19 protein-coding genes are annotated in these 18,278 nt (G+C 26.3%); 11 read left to right on the top strand and 8 right to left on the bottom strand.

Translation table 11 applies throughout. The features are described 5' to 3' along the window. Positions 1-489 carry a type VI secretion system contractile sheath small subunit gene (gene tssB, locus ACAN_RS07215; protein WP_079579866.1) on the bottom strand — a complete coding sequence of 163 codons (489 nt, stop codon included), beginning with the start codon at positions 487-489 and terminating at the stop codon, positions 1-3. 15 nt (positions 490-504) lie between these two features. Then, on the bottom strand, positions 505-1,938 hold the full coding sequence (locus ACAN_RS07210) for a TssA family type VI secretion system protein (RefSeq protein WP_099335220.1): 1,434 nt from the start codon (positions 1,936-1,938) through the stop codon (positions 505-507). Between the two features lie 300 nt (positions 1,939-2,238). On the opposite strand from ACAN_RS07210, the gene ACAN_RS07205 reads away from it, so the two are divergent. After that, positions 2,239-2,607, top strand: a complete 369-nt coding sequence (locus ACAN_RS07205) for a sirohydrochlorin chelatase (protein WP_099335221.1) — start codon at positions 2,239-2,241, stop codon at positions 2,605-2,607. A 10-nt stretch (positions 2,608-2,617) separates the two neighbouring features. On the opposite strand, the gene ACAN_RS07200 is transcribed toward ACAN_RS07205, so the two are convergent. The 5 genes from ACAN_RS07200 to hemW are packed head-to-tail and all read right to left on the bottom strand — an operon-like array spanning position 2,618 to position 7,361. After that, positions 2,618-2,890, bottom strand: a complete 273-nt coding sequence (locus ACAN_RS07200) for a hypothetical protein (protein WP_099335222.1) — start codon at positions 2,888-2,890, stop codon at positions 2,618-2,620. Positions 2,891-2,898: 8 nt separating this feature from the next. Next, the gene (locus ACAN_RS07195) at positions 2,899-3,393 is read right to left on the bottom strand and encodes a coiled-coil domain-containing protein (protein WP_099335223.1); all 495 of its coding nucleotides are present in this window, start codon (positions 3,391-3,393) and stop codon (positions 2,899-2,901) included. 53 nt (positions 3,394-3,446) lie between these two features. After that, the gene (locus ACAN_RS07190; protein ID WP_191287707.1) at positions 3,447-5,420 is read right to left on the bottom strand and encodes a M3 family metallopeptidase; all 1,974 of its coding nucleotides are present in this window, start codon (positions 5,418-5,420) and stop codon (positions 3,447-3,449) included. Further along, complete coding sequence (gene prmC, locus ACAN_RS07185; RefSeq protein WP_099335225.1) at positions 5,420-6,253, bottom strand: peptide chain release factor N(5)-glutamine methyltransferase; 834 nt, start codon at positions 6,251-6,253, stop codon at positions 5,420-5,422. The genes ACAN_RS07190 and prmC overlap by 1 nt, the downstream gene beginning before the upstream one ends. Positions 6,254-6,296: 43 nt before the next feature. Continuing rightward, entirely contained in the window at positions 6,297-7,361 is a 1,065-nt protein-coding gene (gene hemW / locus ACAN_RS07180; RefSeq protein ID WP_099335226.1) for a radical SAM family heme chaperone HemW, read from the bottom strand. 55 nt (positions 7,362-7,416) lie between these two features. On the opposite strand from hemW, the gene ACAN_RS07175 reads away from it, so the two are divergent. The 5 genes from ACAN_RS07175 to folP are packed head-to-tail and all read left to right on the top strand — an operon-like array spanning position 7,417 to position 11,148. After that, complete coding sequence (locus tag ACAN_RS07175) at positions 7,417-7,914, top strand: RNA pyrophosphohydrolase (RefSeq protein WP_079579858.1); 498 nt, start codon at positions 7,417-7,419, stop codon at positions 7,912-7,914. Positions 7,915-7,931: 17 nt separating this feature from the next. Beyond that, positions 7,932-9,140 carry an aspartate kinase gene (locus ACAN_RS07170; RefSeq protein WP_099335227.1) on the top strand — a complete coding sequence of 403 codons (1,209 nt, stop codon included), beginning with the start codon at positions 7,932-7,934 and terminating at the stop codon, positions 9,138-9,140. 2 nt (positions 9,141-9,142) lie between these two features. After that, positions 9,143-9,694 carry a HobA family DNA replication regulator gene (locus tag ACAN_RS07165; RefSeq protein WP_079579856.1) on the top strand — a complete coding sequence of 184 codons (552 nt, stop codon included), beginning with the start codon at positions 9,143-9,145 and terminating at the stop codon, positions 9,692-9,694. Positions 9,695-9,698: 4 nt separating this feature from the next. Further along, positions 9,699-10,337: a DNA polymerase III subunit delta' gene (locus tag ACAN_RS07160; protein WP_099335228.1), complete on the top strand. Its 639-nt coding sequence runs from the start codon at positions 9,699-9,701 to the stop codon at positions 10,335-10,337. 1 nt (position 10,338) lies between these two features. Next, on the top strand, positions 10,339-11,148 hold the full coding sequence (gene folP / locus ACAN_RS07155) for a dihydropteroate synthase (RefSeq protein ID WP_099335229.1): 810 nt from the start codon (positions 10,339-10,341) through the stop codon (positions 11,146-11,148). Here folP and ACAN_RS07150 read toward each other — a convergent pair. Next, on the bottom strand, positions 11,145-11,975 hold the full coding sequence (locus ACAN_RS07150; RefSeq protein WP_079579853.1) for a prephenate dehydrogenase: 831 nt from the start codon (positions 11,973-11,975) through the stop codon (positions 11,145-11,147). The two genes, folP and ACAN_RS07150, sit on opposite strands and share 4 nt — an antisense overlap. Before the next feature lie 107 nt (positions 11,976-12,082). Between ACAN_RS07150 and bamA the strand changes: the two genes are divergently transcribed. The 5 genes from bamA to ACAN_RS07125 are packed head-to-tail and all read left to right on the top strand — an operon-like array spanning position 12,083 to position 18,278. Beyond that, the gene (gene bamA / locus ACAN_RS07145; RefSeq protein ID WP_228145341.1) at positions 12,083-14,335 is read left to right on the top strand and encodes an outer membrane protein assembly factor BamA; all 2,253 of its coding nucleotides are present in this window, start codon (positions 12,083-12,085) and stop codon (positions 14,333-14,335) included. Continuing rightward, positions 14,335-15,402: a dehypoxanthine futalosine cyclase gene (locus tag ACAN_RS07140; protein ID WP_099335230.1), complete on the top strand. Its 1,068-nt coding sequence runs from the start codon at positions 14,335-14,337 to the stop codon at positions 15,400-15,402. The genes bamA and ACAN_RS07140 overlap by 1 nt, the downstream gene beginning before the upstream one ends. Positions 15,403-15,410: 8 nt before the next feature. After that, entirely contained in the window at positions 15,411-16,709 is a 1,299-nt protein-coding gene (locus tag ACAN_RS07135) for a M16 family metallopeptidase (RefSeq protein ID WP_228150669.1), read from the top strand. 1 nt (position 16,710) lies between these two features. Beyond that, a complete protein-coding gene (gltX, locus tag ACAN_RS07130; RefSeq protein WP_099335231.1) occupies positions 16,711-18,000 on the top strand; it encodes a glutamate--tRNA ligase in 1,290 nt (429 codons plus the stop codon). Further along, positions 17,997-18,278, top strand: coding sequence for a YggT family protein (locus ACAN_RS07125; RefSeq protein ID WP_079579848.1), 282 nt, complete (start codon positions 17,997-17,999; stop codon positions 18,276-18,278). The genes gltX and ACAN_RS07125 overlap by 4 nt, the downstream gene beginning before the upstream one ends.

The following is an 18,278-nucleotide window of genomic DNA, read 5'->3' as shown; positions in this document are numbered from 1 at the left end:
TTATTCTTTAACACCAAGATTTAACTCATTCATTAACTTATCTCTTTCTTCTTTATTTGAAATAGCATCTTCAATAGCTTTTCTAAATGCAGGAACATTTCCTAATGGACCTTTTAAAGCCATCAATGATTGTCTTAACTGCATAAGAACTTTTAGTTCTGGAATATTTTCAACTATTTTTTCAGGTGAAAAATCTTTAATACTATTAATTTTCAAATCTACATTTAAAGATGAGTCTTCTTCTTTAGTTAATTTATTATCAACATTAAAACTCACTGATAAATTTTGTGCTTTTAATACATCATTGAAATTATTTTTATCTATTTTTACAACTTTTTTTTCTTCAACAGGTTTTTTCTCTTCATTTGGATTATATTCTCCCAATAAAGTTATTTTGTATGGTATTTCAATCTCTTCTGTCATATCCCCAGTTGCAGGTTTATAAGTGACATTAATTCTCTCTTTTGGTGATTCTGATTGCTTATTCATCTATGTTCTCCTAATTTATATATTTATTTTTAATGCACTATTTATATCTATTTTACAAAGTAGTGAATAATATTTTTCAATTTGTTCATTCTCTACTTGAAGATTATTAAATGAGCTTAAAAAAAGTACATACACTTCTGATACAAGTTTTGCATCCCATTGTATTAAATTGTGTTTTACAATATATTTTTCAAGTTCATCAAATAGAGCTAAAGCCATATTCTCTTTACTATTCTCTATTGCTAATTGCATTTGTTTTAATCTTAAAAGAAATTTATCTTTTATATTTTGTGAACTAATATATTTTTTATCTATTAGGTTTATTGCCTCCTTAAAATTTAAAGTTTCATCTATTTCAAACTCGCAATCATTCTCATTTTTACTTGAATTACTTGGATCTTCTTGTATATTTTCATTAATCCATTTTTTAGTTTTAGGTGATGCAAAACTACTATTGTCTTTGAATTTTAAATCAACTATTCCTTCATTTGTTTTTAAAAAATAGATTAATAAATTTTTTACTTCATTTGCTTGTTTTTCTTTATTTAATTTTTTGAAAATATTATATATATAATAGTGTCCATCAAACCAAAAAGGAGAAACTTCTAGAATTTCTTCAATTAACTTTACTGCATCATCATAGTTTGAATTTTTATACAAACTTTTTACTTCATCAATTTCTAATATTGAAGGAGGGTTTAATTGCGTGATTGAGTTTTCATTTAAAGGAAGTCCATCAGTTTCAAGCCAAGACAAAAATCTTGTAATTCTTAATGCTTTTAGCTCAATGAAATCTTCTTCTCTATAAAAATGTGCTAATTTTGAAGCATCTTTTTTCAATTCCCTTAAAAAAGATATTGCTTTATGTGAATCTAATTCATCTTTTTGTTTATTAATTTGAGTAACTTGTTCTTTTTTTTTCAGTTCTTCTTTTGCATTTTGTTCTTGTAGTTTAGCTTTAAGTATATTTATAATCTTTTTAAAATATACATCTTCATTTTCTAATAATCTATTAAAAGTATTGTTAAGTTCCATAAAAAGTTCATAGAAAACTTCAATATTAGAAGTAAAATTTTGGCTTATTTCTAAAGTCAACTGTTCTTCTAGCCAAAAAATAATATTGCTTTTACCCTTAATAGATTTAGGATATAATTTATCGTTAAATTGATTTATGAAATTTATATAAATAGGAAGGTTAACTTCTAATCCTATAAAAGAGTTTACTTTCCAACATGAGTATATCCACCAAGTTGCAATCTTAAAATCTTTACTTTTATTTATAAGAAAATCTTGAGTACTATTTAATACTAACTCCCAATCTGTAGAACCATCAAAAAAAGCACTATGACTTTTGTCTATTTCTTGTTCAATCGATAAAAAAGCATCATCATATTTGAAATCTTTTCCAACAATTGAATCATCGATTGATTGAAGAATTAATGCACTCAAAAACCTCTTCCTTTTTTATATAATTTAACTGCTAAGTTATAATTTTTACGAAATTGTAACTAGAAATATTTTAATTTTTGTTAAAAAATTATTATATTTATTATTTAATTATCTATTTAAAAATTATTTATTTTCTAACTAGATAATAATTTATGTTATTTTGATACTATTAAAAGAGGTATTTATAAATTAAAAAATTATTTAGTTCCTAAAAAATTTATAAAATTTTTAGAAAAACAAAAAAACTATATTAAAATTAATGATAAATTTGTACAATATATATAATAAAGGAAATTAAATATGAAATTATTAGTAATTATTGCCCATGGAAGTAGATTAGAAAGTTCAAATAAAGAGATACATAACTTAGCAGAAAAATTAAAAATAAATAATATAGATAATAATTTAAAAATTACCTATGCATTTTTAGAGTTATGTGAACCCTCGATTAACAAAAGTATAAAAGACGAGATTATAAATGGTTGTAACGAAATAGAAGTTTTTCCATACTTTCTTGCAGCAGGAAAACATGTAAAAGATGATATTCCAAAAGAAATAGATAAGTTAAAAGAAGAGTATCCAAATATTAAATTTAAAATTCTTCCACATTTAGGAAGTTGTAAAGAGATTGTGTCACTTATATTTTCACAATTACAAGATAAAGATTAAAACAAATAGCTTAAAAAAAGCTATTTGTATAATTATCTTCTTCTATGTCAATCTCAATATAAATATTATCACTATAGTCTAAATAGATACTATACTCACCAAAGTTAACAGATTTTTCAATATCTTTTTTATTAAAATAAACTTCACAATCATTAATATCTAAATTATTCAAATGATACTCAACTATTGAAGGAGGCATTTTATTTATAGCCTCCTCCAATGAATTGAAACTATCAATTCCAAAAGTATTAAAAAGAGTATTTTTATTTATCTGTTTAGTCATAGCTATCTTTAATTATTGAAACCATTCAATAAAGAAGCCATTCTATTTAGGTCTATTTTATTCTCACTATTACTACTAGACTCTCTAAAATTTGCAGAAGTATTGTCAATCTCTTCTTCTAGTATTTGATCTAAACTACTATTTTTAGAATTATCTTCTTCTTTAATAAAGGTTCCTTTTTCTCTTGAATCAAATTTATTGTTATCTTTTTCATATTTGTTAGGATTCTTTTTACTTCCTAGAAGATTTTCAATTTTACCTAACATAGAATTAATGTTATTGTTTTGTTTTTCTGTAGAGTCATTTAACTCATTAACATTATCTTCTAAATTTCTATTTTTATCTTCTAGGCTTGTCACTTTTGCTTCAAGTTCTTTTTTATCTTTATTAAGATTATCAATTTTTTCTTCTAATAGTGTATTCTCATTTTGCAATTCTTCATATGCTTTTATTAATGTATTTAAAGCTTCATTTAATTTTGTAATAGTCTCTTGATTAGTCATATTTATAAAATCCTCTTTTAGGTTTGTATTTAAAAAAGCTATTATTGCAAAAATTAGCTAATAATTCCATCAATTTTCAATAAAGAATCAACACTTGGTTCTCTTTGTGCAAATTTATAGAACAATTTATCCATATTTTCAGAGCCACCTTTTTGTAAAATATGCTCTTTGTATTTCATAGCTAACTCTTTATTAAATAAATTTCCTGAATCAATAAACATATAAAATGCATCTGCACTTAAAACTTCAGCCCATTTATAAGAATAATATCCAGCAGCATAACCGCCTCCAAAAATATGCCCAAATCCATGTTGAAATTTATTGTAAGAAGGTGGTATCAATGGGCTATACTCGGCTCTTATACTATCAAGTAATGCTTGTATTTCTTCTGCATTGTTGTATAATTTTTGATGTAGGTTAAAATCAAACAGTGCAAACTCAACTTGTCTTAACATTGATAATGATGATTGGAAATTTCTAGCATCTATTAATCTTTGAATTGCTTCATCATCTAAAACCTCTTTTGTTTCATAATGTTTTGCAAAAATTTTTAAAACATCTTTTGCATATGCAAAATATTCTAAAAATTGTGAAGGAAACTCAACTGTATCCCAAGCAACACCAGAAATTCCACTAACATATGGTTCATTTACTTTGCTTAATAAATGATGCAATGCATGTCCCATTTCATGAAATAAAGTAACAACATCATCATGTCTTAATAATGAAGGAGTATTGTCCTTTGATTGTGGGAAATTACAAACTACATATGCTGTAGGTAAATGTTCTTTTTTATTTGAATCAACATAGTGTGTATGCCAGTTATTCATCCAAGCACCACCTCTTTTATCTTCTCTTGCTTCTAAATCAAGATAAATTCTAGCTATAATTTTATCATTTTCAGAAATATTAAATACTTTTACTTTATCATCCCAAGTTTTTGTTTGAACCTCTTCAAACTTAATTTCAAATATATCATTTAGAAAACTGAAAAATCCATTTAATACAGAGTTTTGCTCAAAATAAGGTCTATAATACTCTTGGTCTAAATCATATTTTGCTTTTTTAACTTTCTCACTATAATAAGCCATATCAAAGCTTTTAATATCTTCAATGTTATCTTCACTTGCATATATTTTAATCTCTTCTAGCTCTTCTTTAGCACTTTGTTTACCTTTAATTGCTAACTCTTTTAAAAATGACACAACCTCTTCTTCACTATTAGCCATTTTTCTACTTAAAGAGTATTGTGCATAGTTTTCAAAACCAAGAAGTTTGACTTTTTCATCTTTTAATTTCAATATTTCATTGATTACTTCTTCGTTTTCTGGCGCTCTTGTGCAATAAGCTTTATAAATCTCTTCTCTTTTTTCTCTATTTGTTCCATATGTAATATACGCTAAATATGATGGCATTTGAAGAGTAAATTTATATTTTGTCTTATTATCATTTTCATCTGTAAATTTTGCTAGTTCTAAATCTGACTTTGGCAACTCTTTTACATCTTCAAAATTTTCACATATCATTTCAAAATTATTTGTTGCATTTAAAAGATTTTGAGAAAACTTTTGAGACAATTCACTAAGCTTTAAATTCAACTGTTTAAGTCTATTCTTTTTTTCTTCATTTAAGTGACAACCACTTAATTCAAAATCTTTTATCTCATTTTCTAGAACTTTTTTTTGTATACTATTTAAAGATGTATAATCCTTATCTTGTATATCTTTTAATGACCTATAAATATTATCATTTTGTGACATCTCAGTTTCGTAAATTGAGATCAAAGGAATGCACTCTTCTAAAACTTTTTGCGTAATATTTGAATTTTTAACTGAATCAATATGAAAGATTGGAGTTATAAAATCACTTAAGTTCTCCCCTACTTCTTGATAAGGCATTACAAAATTTTCATAACTCTTTTCTTCTATTTTTAAAAGTTCCTCAACTTTATCTTTACTCTGATTTATTTTCTCTTCCAATAAACTTTTACTATTTTCTAAATTTTCTAAATTAAACTCTTTAAACATTATTTATCTCCTTTTCTAAATTTAATACTAAAACCTCTATCAAAATTTGAATAGTCTTTATAAAACTCATACTTTTCTATATTAAAATTTTTAAAGTACTGTTCTAAAGGTTTTTTTTGATCATATCCCATTTCACATAATAAATATCTAATCTTTTTATTATATGTATCATCTATAATTCTTTTTAAAATCTCATCTCCAACTTCTCCTCCAAATAGAGCATTTCTTGGTTCAAACTCTACATTTAATGGTAGCTTATAGCTGTTTGCAATATATGGAGGATTAGAAATAGTCATATCAAATATTTGTTCATCTATATTTTCATATAAATCACTTTTAATAAACTCTATTTTATGCTCAACTTCATGTTTTTTTGCATTTTTCTTAGCTAAAGTAATTGCATCATCATTAATATCTACTGCAATAATTTTTATATCATCTATTAGTTTTGCAAGCATTACTGAAATAATTCCTGAGCCTGTCCCTATTTCTAATACTTTTGGACTTTTTATCTCTTTTAATATCTCAACTGCATTTTCTACTAAAAGCTCTGTTTCAGGTCTAGGGATTAATACATTTGTTGCAACTTCAAAAAGTTCTCCATAAAATGAAGCTTTTTTTGTAATATACTCCATTGGATAGTTAGTGGCTCTTTTTTTTACAAGTTTTTCAAGCTCTTTTTCATGTTTGAACTCTTCATTATAATGTAGATGTAACCAAATAACATTTTTTTGTAAAATATGTAAAATTAAAATCTCAACTTCTTTATTTGGAATATGAGTTATATCTCTTAACTGTTTTGAATAATTTTTTATACAATCTTTTATTGTCAAATATAATACCTTTATTAAATATTTTGCCTATTTTATTGAAATTTTACTCTATTACATATAAAGCCAATTCATCTGCTAATAAAAAGTTTTGATTATAAACTTTATCATCTTTTAATATAAGTTTCTTTTCATCTATTAAATCTTGCACTTTTTTTAACTCATTTTCGTTAAATAGTTCTATTTTTACGCCAGTTGAAGACCTAAAACCCAATAAAACTTTTTCTATTTTTATATCTTTTTTACTTAAATTTTCAATTTCATACTTTATTGGTTCATTTATATACTCTTGAATATCTTTTTTTGGATAATATCTTGAGTTTTGTTTATATCCAACTGCACCAGCACCTACACCTAAATACTCTTTATGTTCCCAATATCCATAATTATGTTTTGATTCAAACTCTTTTGCTTTTGAAAAGTTTGAGATTTCATATTGAGTAAATCCACACTTATTTATATAATCAAATATTTCATATGATAACTCTTCATCATCAATTTTTATTTCAGATTTATTATAAAATTTTGTGCCTTTTTCAATAGTCAAACTATATGCACTTAAATGTGTGATTGGCAATGAAAAAGCAGTATCAAAATCCTTCTTTAAGCTTTCAAAGCTATCTGCTTCAACACCATAAATTATATCACAATTAATACCATTAAAACCTATACAACTAGCTTTTTGTATAGCACTTATAGCACTTTTACTATTATGTGCTCTTCCTAGCTTTTTTAGTTTTTCATTGTCAAAACTTTGTACTCCAAAGCTTACTCTATTTACGCCAAAATTCTTCATTCCTAAAAGCCATTTTTCACTTGCTGAGTTTGGGTTTGCCTCTGTTGTTATTTCACAGTTTTTTTCTAAATAAGGTTTTATTAATTTAAAAACCTCTTCGTACTCCTCAAATTTTATTGAACTTGGAGTTCCGCCTCCTATAAAAACAGTTTGTAATTTTTTATTCTCTTTTTTAACATACTCTAATTCAAACTTTAATTGTTTTACTAAAGCTTTCATATAGTTATGTTTTAGGTGAAACTTATCTGTGTAAGAATTGAATGCACAATAGTGACATTTACTATCACAGAAGGGAATATGTATGTATAAAAGCAATTTTTAATCCTAATTTAAATATAATTTTCGCCTAATTATAAGGGAAAATATATTTATGACTGATAAAAAAGAAACAATAGAAAAAAAAGATGGTAAAAACTATAGACCAAATGTTGCAGCAATTGTACTATCAGCAAAATATCCTGAAAAATGTGAAGTTTTTATAGCTTCTCGTACCGATGTAGAGAATGCTTGGCAGTTTCCACAAGGTGGAATTGATGAGGGTGAATCATCTAAAGAAGCTTTATATAGAGAGCTTGAAGAAGAAATCGGAACAAAGGAAATTGAAATAATTGCTGAATATCCCCAATGGGTAAGCTATGAATTTCCCCCTGCAATTGCAAAAAAAATGCAACCATATGATGGGCAAATTCAAAGATATTATTTAGTAAAGCTAAAAAAAGGTGCAAAAATAAATATTAATACTCAAATACCTGAATTTAGTGAATACAAATTTGTTGCAACAAAAAATATTTATGATTATATAACATTCTTCAAAAGAACAGTATATAAGCAAGTCTTGAAATATTTTAGAAATGAAGGTTATATTTAAAAAGGTAATTAAAAAAGATGTTAAAAGTATTAAAATTTGGCGGAACAAGTGTTGGTAATTTAGATAGAATTCAAAATGTAGCAAACATCATAAAAAAAATTCGTGATGAAGGCCATGATATTATTGCTGTAGTTTCTGCAATGAGTGGAGAAACTAACAAATTAATTGATTATGCTGAACATTTTTCAAGCAATCCAAATAGAATTGAAATGGATATGCTTTTAAGTTCAGGAGAAAGAGTAACATCAGCACTTTTATCAATTGCATTGAATGAGCAAGGATATAAAGCAACTTCAATGAGTGGAAGAGAAGCAGGAATAAAAACTGATTCTTCACACACAAAAGCAAGAATTGAAGATATTGATACAACTGCTATGAAAACTGCAATGAAAGCTGGAAAAATTATAGTTGTTGCAGGTTTTCAAGGAGTTACTTTTGAAGGTAGAGTAACTACACTTGGTAGAGGTGGTAGTGATTTAACTGCTGTAGCAATAGCAGGTGCAATAAATGCCGATGTTTGTGAAATCTATACAGATGTTGATGGAATTTATACAACAGATCCAAGAATTGAGCCAAAAGCTAAAAAACTTGATAAAATCTCGTATGATGAGATGCTAGAACTTGCAAGTCTTGGAGCTAAAGTATTGCAAAATAGATCAGTAGAGATGGCAAAAAAATTAAATGTAAATTTGATATCAAGAAGTAGCTTCACGCCAGAAGTTGAAGGTACATTAATTACTAAGGAAGAAAATATTATGGAAAAACCAATAGTTAGTGGTATTGCATTAGATAGAAACCAAATCAGAGTTGGGATGTATGGAGTTAAAGATAGACCAGGAATAGCAGCTTCTATTTTTACATCATTAGCAAATGAAAATATTAATGTAGACATGATAGTTCAAACAGTTGGAGTAGATGGAAAAGCTGATTTAGATTTTACAATTCCAACTACTGATTTTGAAGCATGTAAAAAAGTAATGGAAACATTTAGAACAGATACTAGAAATATTGAATATAATGATTCTATATGTAAAGTATCAATAGTTGGTGTGGGAATGAAATCACATACAGGTGTTGCCTCAAAAGCATTTGCTACTTTAGCTAATGAAAATATTAACATAAGAATTATTTCAACAAGTGAGATAAAGATATCTATGGTTATTGAAGAAAAGTATGCAGAGTTAGCAGTTAGAGCACTACACGAAGTTTACAATCTGGATAAGTAATAGTGCAAGAATTTTTAAATTGGACAGTAGATACTATAAGAGAAGATAAATTACTCTCTCCTTGGCTAGAAGAGAAAAAGTATGAATGGACTCCTTTAGTATCTAAATCTGTAGTAAATATACTTGAAAAAGGTTGTTCTGTAATTATAATTACAGATAAAGAAAGAGATTGGTTCTTAGAATATATTTTCACAAATATAAACTCGCAAAACTTAAATAGACCGTTTTTACCTTTTTATGATGCAAAGGGTTTTTACAAATATCTAGATGAAGTTAAATCAGAAGATGATATTAATTATATTAAAGATATGTTAAGTATCTCTTTTCCTAATGGATATTGTTTTTGGTATATTGGGAAAAGTCAAAGTGTAAGAGCAATTATTCCAAAAGTTTCTAAAAACTCATTTTTATGGCTTTTTGATGAAGAGATGCAAGATGCTTTTAATTTAAGAAGTAAAGATGATGCTTTAGATATGAAGCTTTTACAAATGTTTAGACTTTATACTAAAACTTTAAGTGCTGCACTTTTTGCAGAAATAAATGTAGAGAACTGATATAATGGCAAATATAAACGATATAAAAGTAGACTCATCAACTATATTAATAGTAAATAGTATAGAAGATACACTTTCATATCTTTTATCAACTTTACCTACTCATTCATGTAGAGTTATAAAAAATGAACAAAAAGATGAGTTTTTATTAGCTCAAGCAAATGCCGCTGTAAAAGAAGCTTATATAGCTACAAATAATAAAAAGTATCTTATATTATGTGGTACAACATTTAGAAGTGAAGCTCAAAACTCTTTATTAAAAGTATTAGAAGAGCCACCAAAAAATATTGTATTTATCATAATAACAACTACAAAATCAACAATATTACCAACAATTTTTTCAAGAATGCCACATAAGTTTTTGAAAAAATCTCAAAATTTAAACTCATCTAACTTGGATTTATTAAGACTTGATTTAAAAGATATTTATAATTTTTTAAAAGAGAATCAGAAAATATCAAAGTATGAAGCTATCTCTTTAGTTGAATCAATTCTTTTTAAAGTAAAAGAACAAAATATAAATTTAACACAAAAAGAGCTTGAAATGTTTTCAAATGCAGTTAAACTACTTGATTTAAACTCACGCCCAATAAATGTATTAACAACCCTACTTTTAACACTAAATAATAGAAAAAGATTTTAATATGAATAAAAATAAAACAAAAATAATGGGTGTTTTAAATGCAAATGAAGACTCTTTTTTTAAAAACAGTAGATTTAATGAGTCTCAAGCAATAACTAGAATCGAAGCTTTAATAACTGATAAAGCAGATATTATTGATATTGGAGCAGTATCAAGTAGACCTGGAAGTATTCCTGTAAAACCAGAAGTAGAACTACAAAGAGTAAAAAATATAGTAGATTCAATCTATGAACAAAAGCTTTATGAAAAAGTAGTTTTCTCTATTGATTCATATGAACCTTTAGTAATTGATTATGTTTTAAATAAAGGTTTTAAAATAGTAAATGATATTACAGGCTTACAAAATGAAGAAGTTATAAAATTAACTGCAAAATATAATGCAAGTGCTGTTATTATGCATATGCAAAATGATCCAAAAACAATGCAAGAAAAACCAACTTACAAAAATGTAGTCTTAGAAGTAGAAGAGTTTTTAAAACAACAAGTACAAAAAGCAGAAAGTTTTGGACTTAAAGATATTATTTTAGATGTAGGAATTGGCTTTGGCAAAACCTTAGAACACAATTTATTACTATTAAAAAACTTAGAACATTTTAAATATATGGGTTATGAATTACTAATTGGTGCAAGTAGAAAATCAATGATTGATAAAATTGTAACTTCATCAATTGAACAAAGACTTCCTGGCACTTTAGCAATTCATTTAGAATCAATTAATAAAGGAGCGTCAATTATTAGATGCCATGATGTAAAAGAGCATTATCAAGCAATAAAAGTTCAAGAAGCAATAAATACACAAAAGATACTTTAAAGTATCTCGTGTAAAGTATTGGCTTTTGCCATCCAGTTTTCTAACTCTTCATAATTTTCATCTTCAACCATTTTTCTAACTTTTTTCATATGTTCTTCAAATAAATCGATTGAAGATAAGAGATTTTTTCTATTTTGTTTAAAAATATCACTCCACATTCTAGGACTTGACTTTGCAACCCTACTCATATCTTTAAATCCACCAGCAGCTAAAGCAATAATTGATTTTGGATCTTCATGTCCCATAACTGTATTTGCTAAGGAAAAAGAGATTGCATGTGGTAAATGAGACATAAAACAAGCATGAATATCATGCTCATCAGAATCCATTACTACAATTCTCATTCCAATTCCTTGGAATATTCTAAATGCTTTATTTACATGCATATTACCATTTTTCTCTAAATTACATAATACTACAGTTTTTCCCTCATATAAATCATCAATTGAGGCTTTTGGTCCAGATTTTTCAGTACCTGTCATAGGATGTGCTGGTACAAAGTTTTCTCTAATTTTTTCAGGAATATTTTTTACTATATACTCTTTTGTTGAGCCCATATCTATAATAGTAGTTTTTTCATCAATATCTAAAAAAGATGGAAACATCTCAATAATTGCATCAACTGGAATTGCAAGTATAATAACATCAGATTCTTTTTTTAAAGTTTCCAAATCTACAATTTCATCAACAAGTTTTAATTCTAGTACATCTTTTTTATTTTTTTCACTATTTATGTATCCTAGAACTTTCTTTGCAATACCATATCTTTTAACTGCTTTTGCTAAAGAACCTCCCATTAGTCCTAATCCTACTATACCTATATTCAAAATTTTCACCTTCTAAAATAATTATTTAAACAATTATATCTTAAACATGCTATAAAGTTTATTTAGATATATTAGCTACTTTAATTATAAATGTAATAAGGATTAATGTGAAAAAGAGACTTACCTTACTATCTATGACGTTAGCTTCACTACTTCATGCAGAACAGATAAATTCAATTGAATATGTAAATTTAACAAAAATTTCATCTAAAATAGCAAGTGAAACACTAAATTTAAAAGCTGGTGATGAATTAGATGTAAATAAGATAAATAAAGCAATTAAAGAGTTTTATAAATTTGGATATTTTGATGATATTTCTGTAAAAGAAGAGAATGGAAAGCTTCAGTTTCTTTTTAAAGAGAAACCATCAATTGCAAACTTAGATATATATGGATACAAAACCAGAGAAGAAGATATTGATAGTTTGAAAGTTTTAATGGGACTTAGAAAAGGTAGTATGTATTCTGCACAAAGAGCAAAGAATGCAAAAGAGATACTATTAAAAGAGCTTGAAAAAGAAGGTTATATCAATTCAATCGTTGAAATTGAAGTTGAACCTATTACTGAGGGTTCTGTTTCACTTACATTTAATGTAAATAAAGGTGATGAAATCGTAATTAAAAAAGTTAATTATGTAGGTGCTAATAATCTTGATGGTTCAGATTTTGAAAATGTAACAGCAAATAAAGAGAAAGATTATATCTCTTGGTGGTTTGGACAAAATGATGGAGAGTTAAAGCTTGATCAATTATCTTATGAAAGTCCAAGAATAAATGAATTATATTTTCAAAATGGATACTTAGATGCAAAAGTAAAAGATCCTTTCTTAAAAGTTGATTTTGCATCAAACCAAGCAAGACTAGACTTTTTTATTGAAGAGGGTCAACAATATACAACAAACTCTATTACTATTTATATAGATGAATCTATATTAAAATCAAAAGAGTTATACCCAGAATTAAAACTTAAAAAAGATAGAACATTTAACATCTCTAAATTAAGAGATGATGTAGAATATATAAAAACACAAATAGCAAACTTAGGTTATGCCTTTGCACAAGTTAAGTATGATATAAAAAAAGATGAAAAAAATGCAACTGCAGATATTATACTTAATGTTATTCCTGGTAAAAAAGTTTATATAAATGATGTTAAAATTTCAGGAAACTCAAGAACATTGGATAGAGTTATTAGAAGAAATGTATATTTAGCACCAGGAGATCAATTTAATCTTACTGATTATAATGACTCTGTTTCTAAATTAAAAAGAACTGGTTATTTTGATGATGTACAAGTTCAACAAAGAAGAGTTTCAGAAGATAAAATGGATTTAATGGTTAAAGTTGTTGAAGCTAGAACAGGTAATTTAATCCTTGGTGGTGGATATGGTTCATATGACAAGATGATGGTAAATGCTGCTATTAATGACAATAACATATTTGGTTCAGGTCTTAGTCTTGGCTTATCAACTGAACTTTCAGCAAAAAAATCAAAATTCCAATTTAGTTTAAGAAATCCTGCAATTGCAGATACTAAATACAATGGTGATGTTGAAATTCATAATACTGTTACTGAAATTGGAAGAGATGTTTATGATTTAGATAAAAAAGCTACTGGTTTTTCTATTGGTGCAGGAAAAGAGTTCTTTAGAAACTTTTACGCGGGTGCAAGATATAGACTTGACTTTATAAAAGAAGAGTATGATTATGAAAGTGGCTTTACTAAAAAAAGTGGAAAAAAATATTATGAAGATACTGATTATTTAACAAGTTCAATTACTCCTTACTTAAACTTTAATAATACAGATGATTTTTATTTACCAAAAAATGGTATAAAAACAGGTACATCTTTAGAAATTGCAGGATTAGGAGGAGATTCAAAATATGTTGAATCAAGCTCATATTTTAAATATTTTTACTCACTAGAAGATAAATTTGATTTAGATTGGATTTTTAGATATAAAACTAGCTTAAAATTCTTAATAGATAATGGTCAAATAAACCAAGGGGACTCTTTATATCTTGGTGGTCCTAAAACATTAAGAGGATTTAAATCATATGCATTTGGTCCAGATAATGAAGATGGAGAAATACAAGATCCATATAAAAGAATGTTTGCAAACTCTATTGAATTAAGTTTCCCACTTGTTGATAGTGCAAAGATGAGATGGGCAGTATTTTATGACTACGGTATGATTGGTGAAGAAAACTTTGATGACATCACAAGATCTTCAACAGGTGCAGTATTTGAATGGGTATCACCAGTTGGTCCTCTTCAATTAATATTTGCACGACCACTTGATGATGAATCTGGTGATGATACATCATCATTTGAATTTTCTTTAGGAAGTAGTTTTTAATGGTTAAACCAATAAATTTAGACAAGAGATTATCAAAAGAAGAAGCATTAGATTTAATACAAAATGCTTCTTTAAACGAATTAGGTAAACTAGCAAGTGAAAAAAAAGCGCAACTTCATCCAGATAAAACTACTACATTTGTAGTTGATAGAAATATTAATTATACAAATGTTTGTTGGGTTGATTGTAAATTTTGTGCTTTTTATAGACATAAAAAAGATGATGACTCATATGTTTTATCATATGAACAAATTGATGAAAAAATTGAAGAATTACTTGCAATTGGTGGTACACAAATACTTATGCAAGGTGGAGTTCATCCAAATTTAAAGATTGATTATTATGAAGATTTAGTTGAGCATATTCATACAAAATTCCCTCAAATTACTCTTCATAGTTTTTCTGCGATTGAAATCACATATATAGCAAAAGTATCAAAAATATCGAAACTTGAAGTTTTAAAAAGACTTCAAGCAAAAGGACTTAGCTCAATTCCAGGTGCAGGTGCAGAAATACTTAGTGATAAAGTAAGAGATATAATTGCTCCAAAAAAAATCGATGTTAAAGATTGGATTGAAGTTCATAAACTTGCTCACTCAATTGGAATGAAAACAACTGCTACTATGATGTTTGGTACAATAGAAAGTGATGAAGATATAATTGAACACTGGGATTTAGTTAGAAGATTGCAAGATGAAACAAAAGGATTTAGAGCATTTATTATGTGGTCTTTCCAAAGTGCAAATACTAAACTAAAAGAAGAGATACCTGATTTAAAGCCTCAATCTTCAAATAGATATTTAAGATTATTAGCAGTTTCAAGACTTTTTTTAGATAATGTTCCAAATATTCAAAGTTCTTGGGTTACACAAGGTTCTTACATAGGTCAACTTGCTTTAAAATTTGGTGCAAATGATTTAGGAAGTACTATGATGGAAGAGAATGTTGTAGCAGCAGCAGGAGCTAGTAACTGTATGAATCAAGATGAAATGATTACTCTAATTAAAGATGTAGGAGAAAATCCTGCTAAAAGAAATACAGCTTATGAGATCGTAGAGAGGTATTAAACCAAATTATGAAAGCAATAAAACTATTTAAAGCTGTTATTACACTACTTAGTTTACAAGGAATTTTAATGAGTGCACAAATAAAACATATAGAAATTAATAATACAAAAATTCCTGTAATATTTGAAAAACAAACAAGTCTGCCAATTTTAAATATGCAACTTGTGTTTCAAAATTCAGGTTCAATACAAGATGGAAACTTAAATGGTATTGCTTCATTTTCAGCAAAATTATTAAATGAAGGTACTAAAAAATCAGGTTCAACAAAATTTGCTTCAGAGTTAGAAAGTAATGCTATTTCATTAAATGTTGCAAGTGGTTTTGAAACATTTGTTATTGAATTATCTTCACTAAAAGAAGTAAATGAAAAAGCATTTAAACTTTTAAAAGATTTATTAAAAGATCCAAACTATGATAAAAAAGTAGTAGAAAAAATCAAAACTATTCTTATTGGTTCTTTAAAAAGAAAACAAAATGATTATGATTATGTTGCAAAAAATCAATTAAAAGATATCTTATTTAAAGATACGGCATTACAACACCCTAGTTCTGGAACAATTGAGTCTATTAGCAATATAAAATTATCAGATGTAAAAAAGTTTATTGATAATACATTCAATCTTTCAAACTTAATAATTGTTGTTGGTGGAGATATTGAGTTTAAAGAACTTGAAAATAAGATTCAAACTTTATTAAAATCAATGCCTGCAAAAGGTAAAAAAGAGTTAAAAAAAGTTGAAATAACAGCAAAACCAATTATCAAAGAGCTTAAAAAACCAACAGAACAAGCATATATATACTTTGGAAGTAAATTTAATGTAAAAGCCCAAGATGAAGAAAACTATAAAGCAAAAGTTGCTTCATTTATTTTAGGTGGTTCTGGTTTTGGTTCAAGATTGATGGAAGAAATACGTGTAAAAAGAGGATTAGCTTATAGTGCTTATGGCTATGTATCTATAAATAAATCTCATTCATACTTTACTGGATATTTACAAACAAAATTAGAAAGTGCAAAAGAAGCACAAGAACTAGTTGCCAAAATCGTAAAAAATTTTGTACAAAAAGGTGTTACTCAAGAAGAACTTGATGCAGCTAAAAACTTTTTGACTGGAAGTGAACCTTTAAGAACTGAAACATTGTCACAAAGATTAAATAGAGCATTTAATCTTTACTACAAGGGATTAAAGCAAGATTATCCTCAAAAAGAGTTAGAAAAAATACAAAATCTAAAACTTGAAGATTTAAATAATTATATTAAATCTCATAAAGAAATTATAGATTTATCATTTTCAATTGTAAGGAAGTAAATTGTTAAGAATAGCGTTAAGCCCGACAAAAGATATGGATTTAGAAGATTTAAGAATTGCATTACTTAACTATATTATTTCAAAAAAAATAGATGAAGAACTTGTAATTAGAATAGATGATGCTAATAAAAATAAAAATATCGAAGGAAAAGATAAAGAAATCTTAGAGCTTTTAAATCTTTTTTCAATAGAGCATTCAAGAATTATCTATCAAAGTGAAAATATCAAATATCATCAAAAATTAGCAATGCAATTAATGACACAAAAAAAAGCTTTTTCTTGTTTTTGTAGTGATACAAAACTTGATGAGTTAAAAAAGAGTGCAAAAGAAGAAGGAAAAAGTTATAATTATGATGATTTTTGTGCAAATTTATCAAATGAAATAGTTTTAGAAGTAAATGCAGCTTTTACAGTAAGAATTAAAAGACCTATTGATAATATAAAACTTATTGATTCACTTAATGGTGAATTTAATTACACTCCAAATAATATAGACTCTTTTATTATTTTAAATCATGATAAAACTCCTACAGCAGAGTATGCTTGTGCTGTTGATGACATGATTTTTAATATTACTACAGTTATAAATAAAAAAGAAGATATATTAAGTGCACCTAGACATATACATATTAGAAACTCTTTAGGCTATGAAAAAGAGATAAACTATATTCATCTGCCAACTATACAAAATAAAAATATTGGTAAAAAAAATAGTTTAAGCTCTGTAAAATGCTTGATTGAAGAAGGTTTTTTACCAGTAGCAATTGCTAATTATCTTGTTCTTTTAGGAAACAATGCTCCAAAAGAAATTTTTACATTAGAAGAAGCAGTTCAATGGTTTGAAATTAAAAATATATCAAAAGAAGAAGTAGTTTTTGATTTTGAAAAACTTAAAACTATTAATAAAAAACATTTAGAGTTAATTGATGATTTAAGATTATCAAAACTTTTAGGCTTTGCAGATGCGGATATTGGAAAATTGGGAAAATTATTTTTAACTAATGCAAGTACACTAAATGAAATCAAAGAAAAACTAAATCTAATATTTAGTAAAAAAGATCTTTGTAAGAATTTTGAAGATGAATCTAAACAAATTATTAAATGCTTAAAAGAAGCTCCTCATATTGAAGAGTTTAATGAGTTTAAAAAATATATTACTCAAAATACTGGATTAAAAGATAATTCTTTATTAAAACCTTTAAGATATTTATTAACAAAAGAAGAAGATGGAGTTAATTTAAGTGATATTTATCCTTATATTAAAAACTATTTAGGAGAAATTATAAAATGATCGATGCACTATTAAGTTCTGTTTTTACAGTTATTTTAGGAATAATATTTTTATATAAGTGGGTGATTATTATATCTGCTATTTTATCATGGGTTAGACCAGACCCTTATAATCCAATAGTACAAATGCTACATAGGTTAACTGAACCTGCATATGCACTTATAAGAAAATATATTCCAACGGTTTTTGGAGGAATGGATTTAGCACCAATTATTGTTATTTTTATTCTAATCTTCCTAGAAACATTTTTAGGAAAATTATTTATGGGAATGATGTAA

This window comes from Malaciobacter canalis, from assembly GCF_008000835.1.
GTDB lineage: Bacteria > Campylobacterota > Campylobacteria > Campylobacterales > Arcobacteraceae > Malaciobacter > Malaciobacter canalis.
The sequence above is the reverse complement of the archived record's forward strand: the minus strand, read 5'-3'. Positions and strand labels throughout refer to the sequence as shown.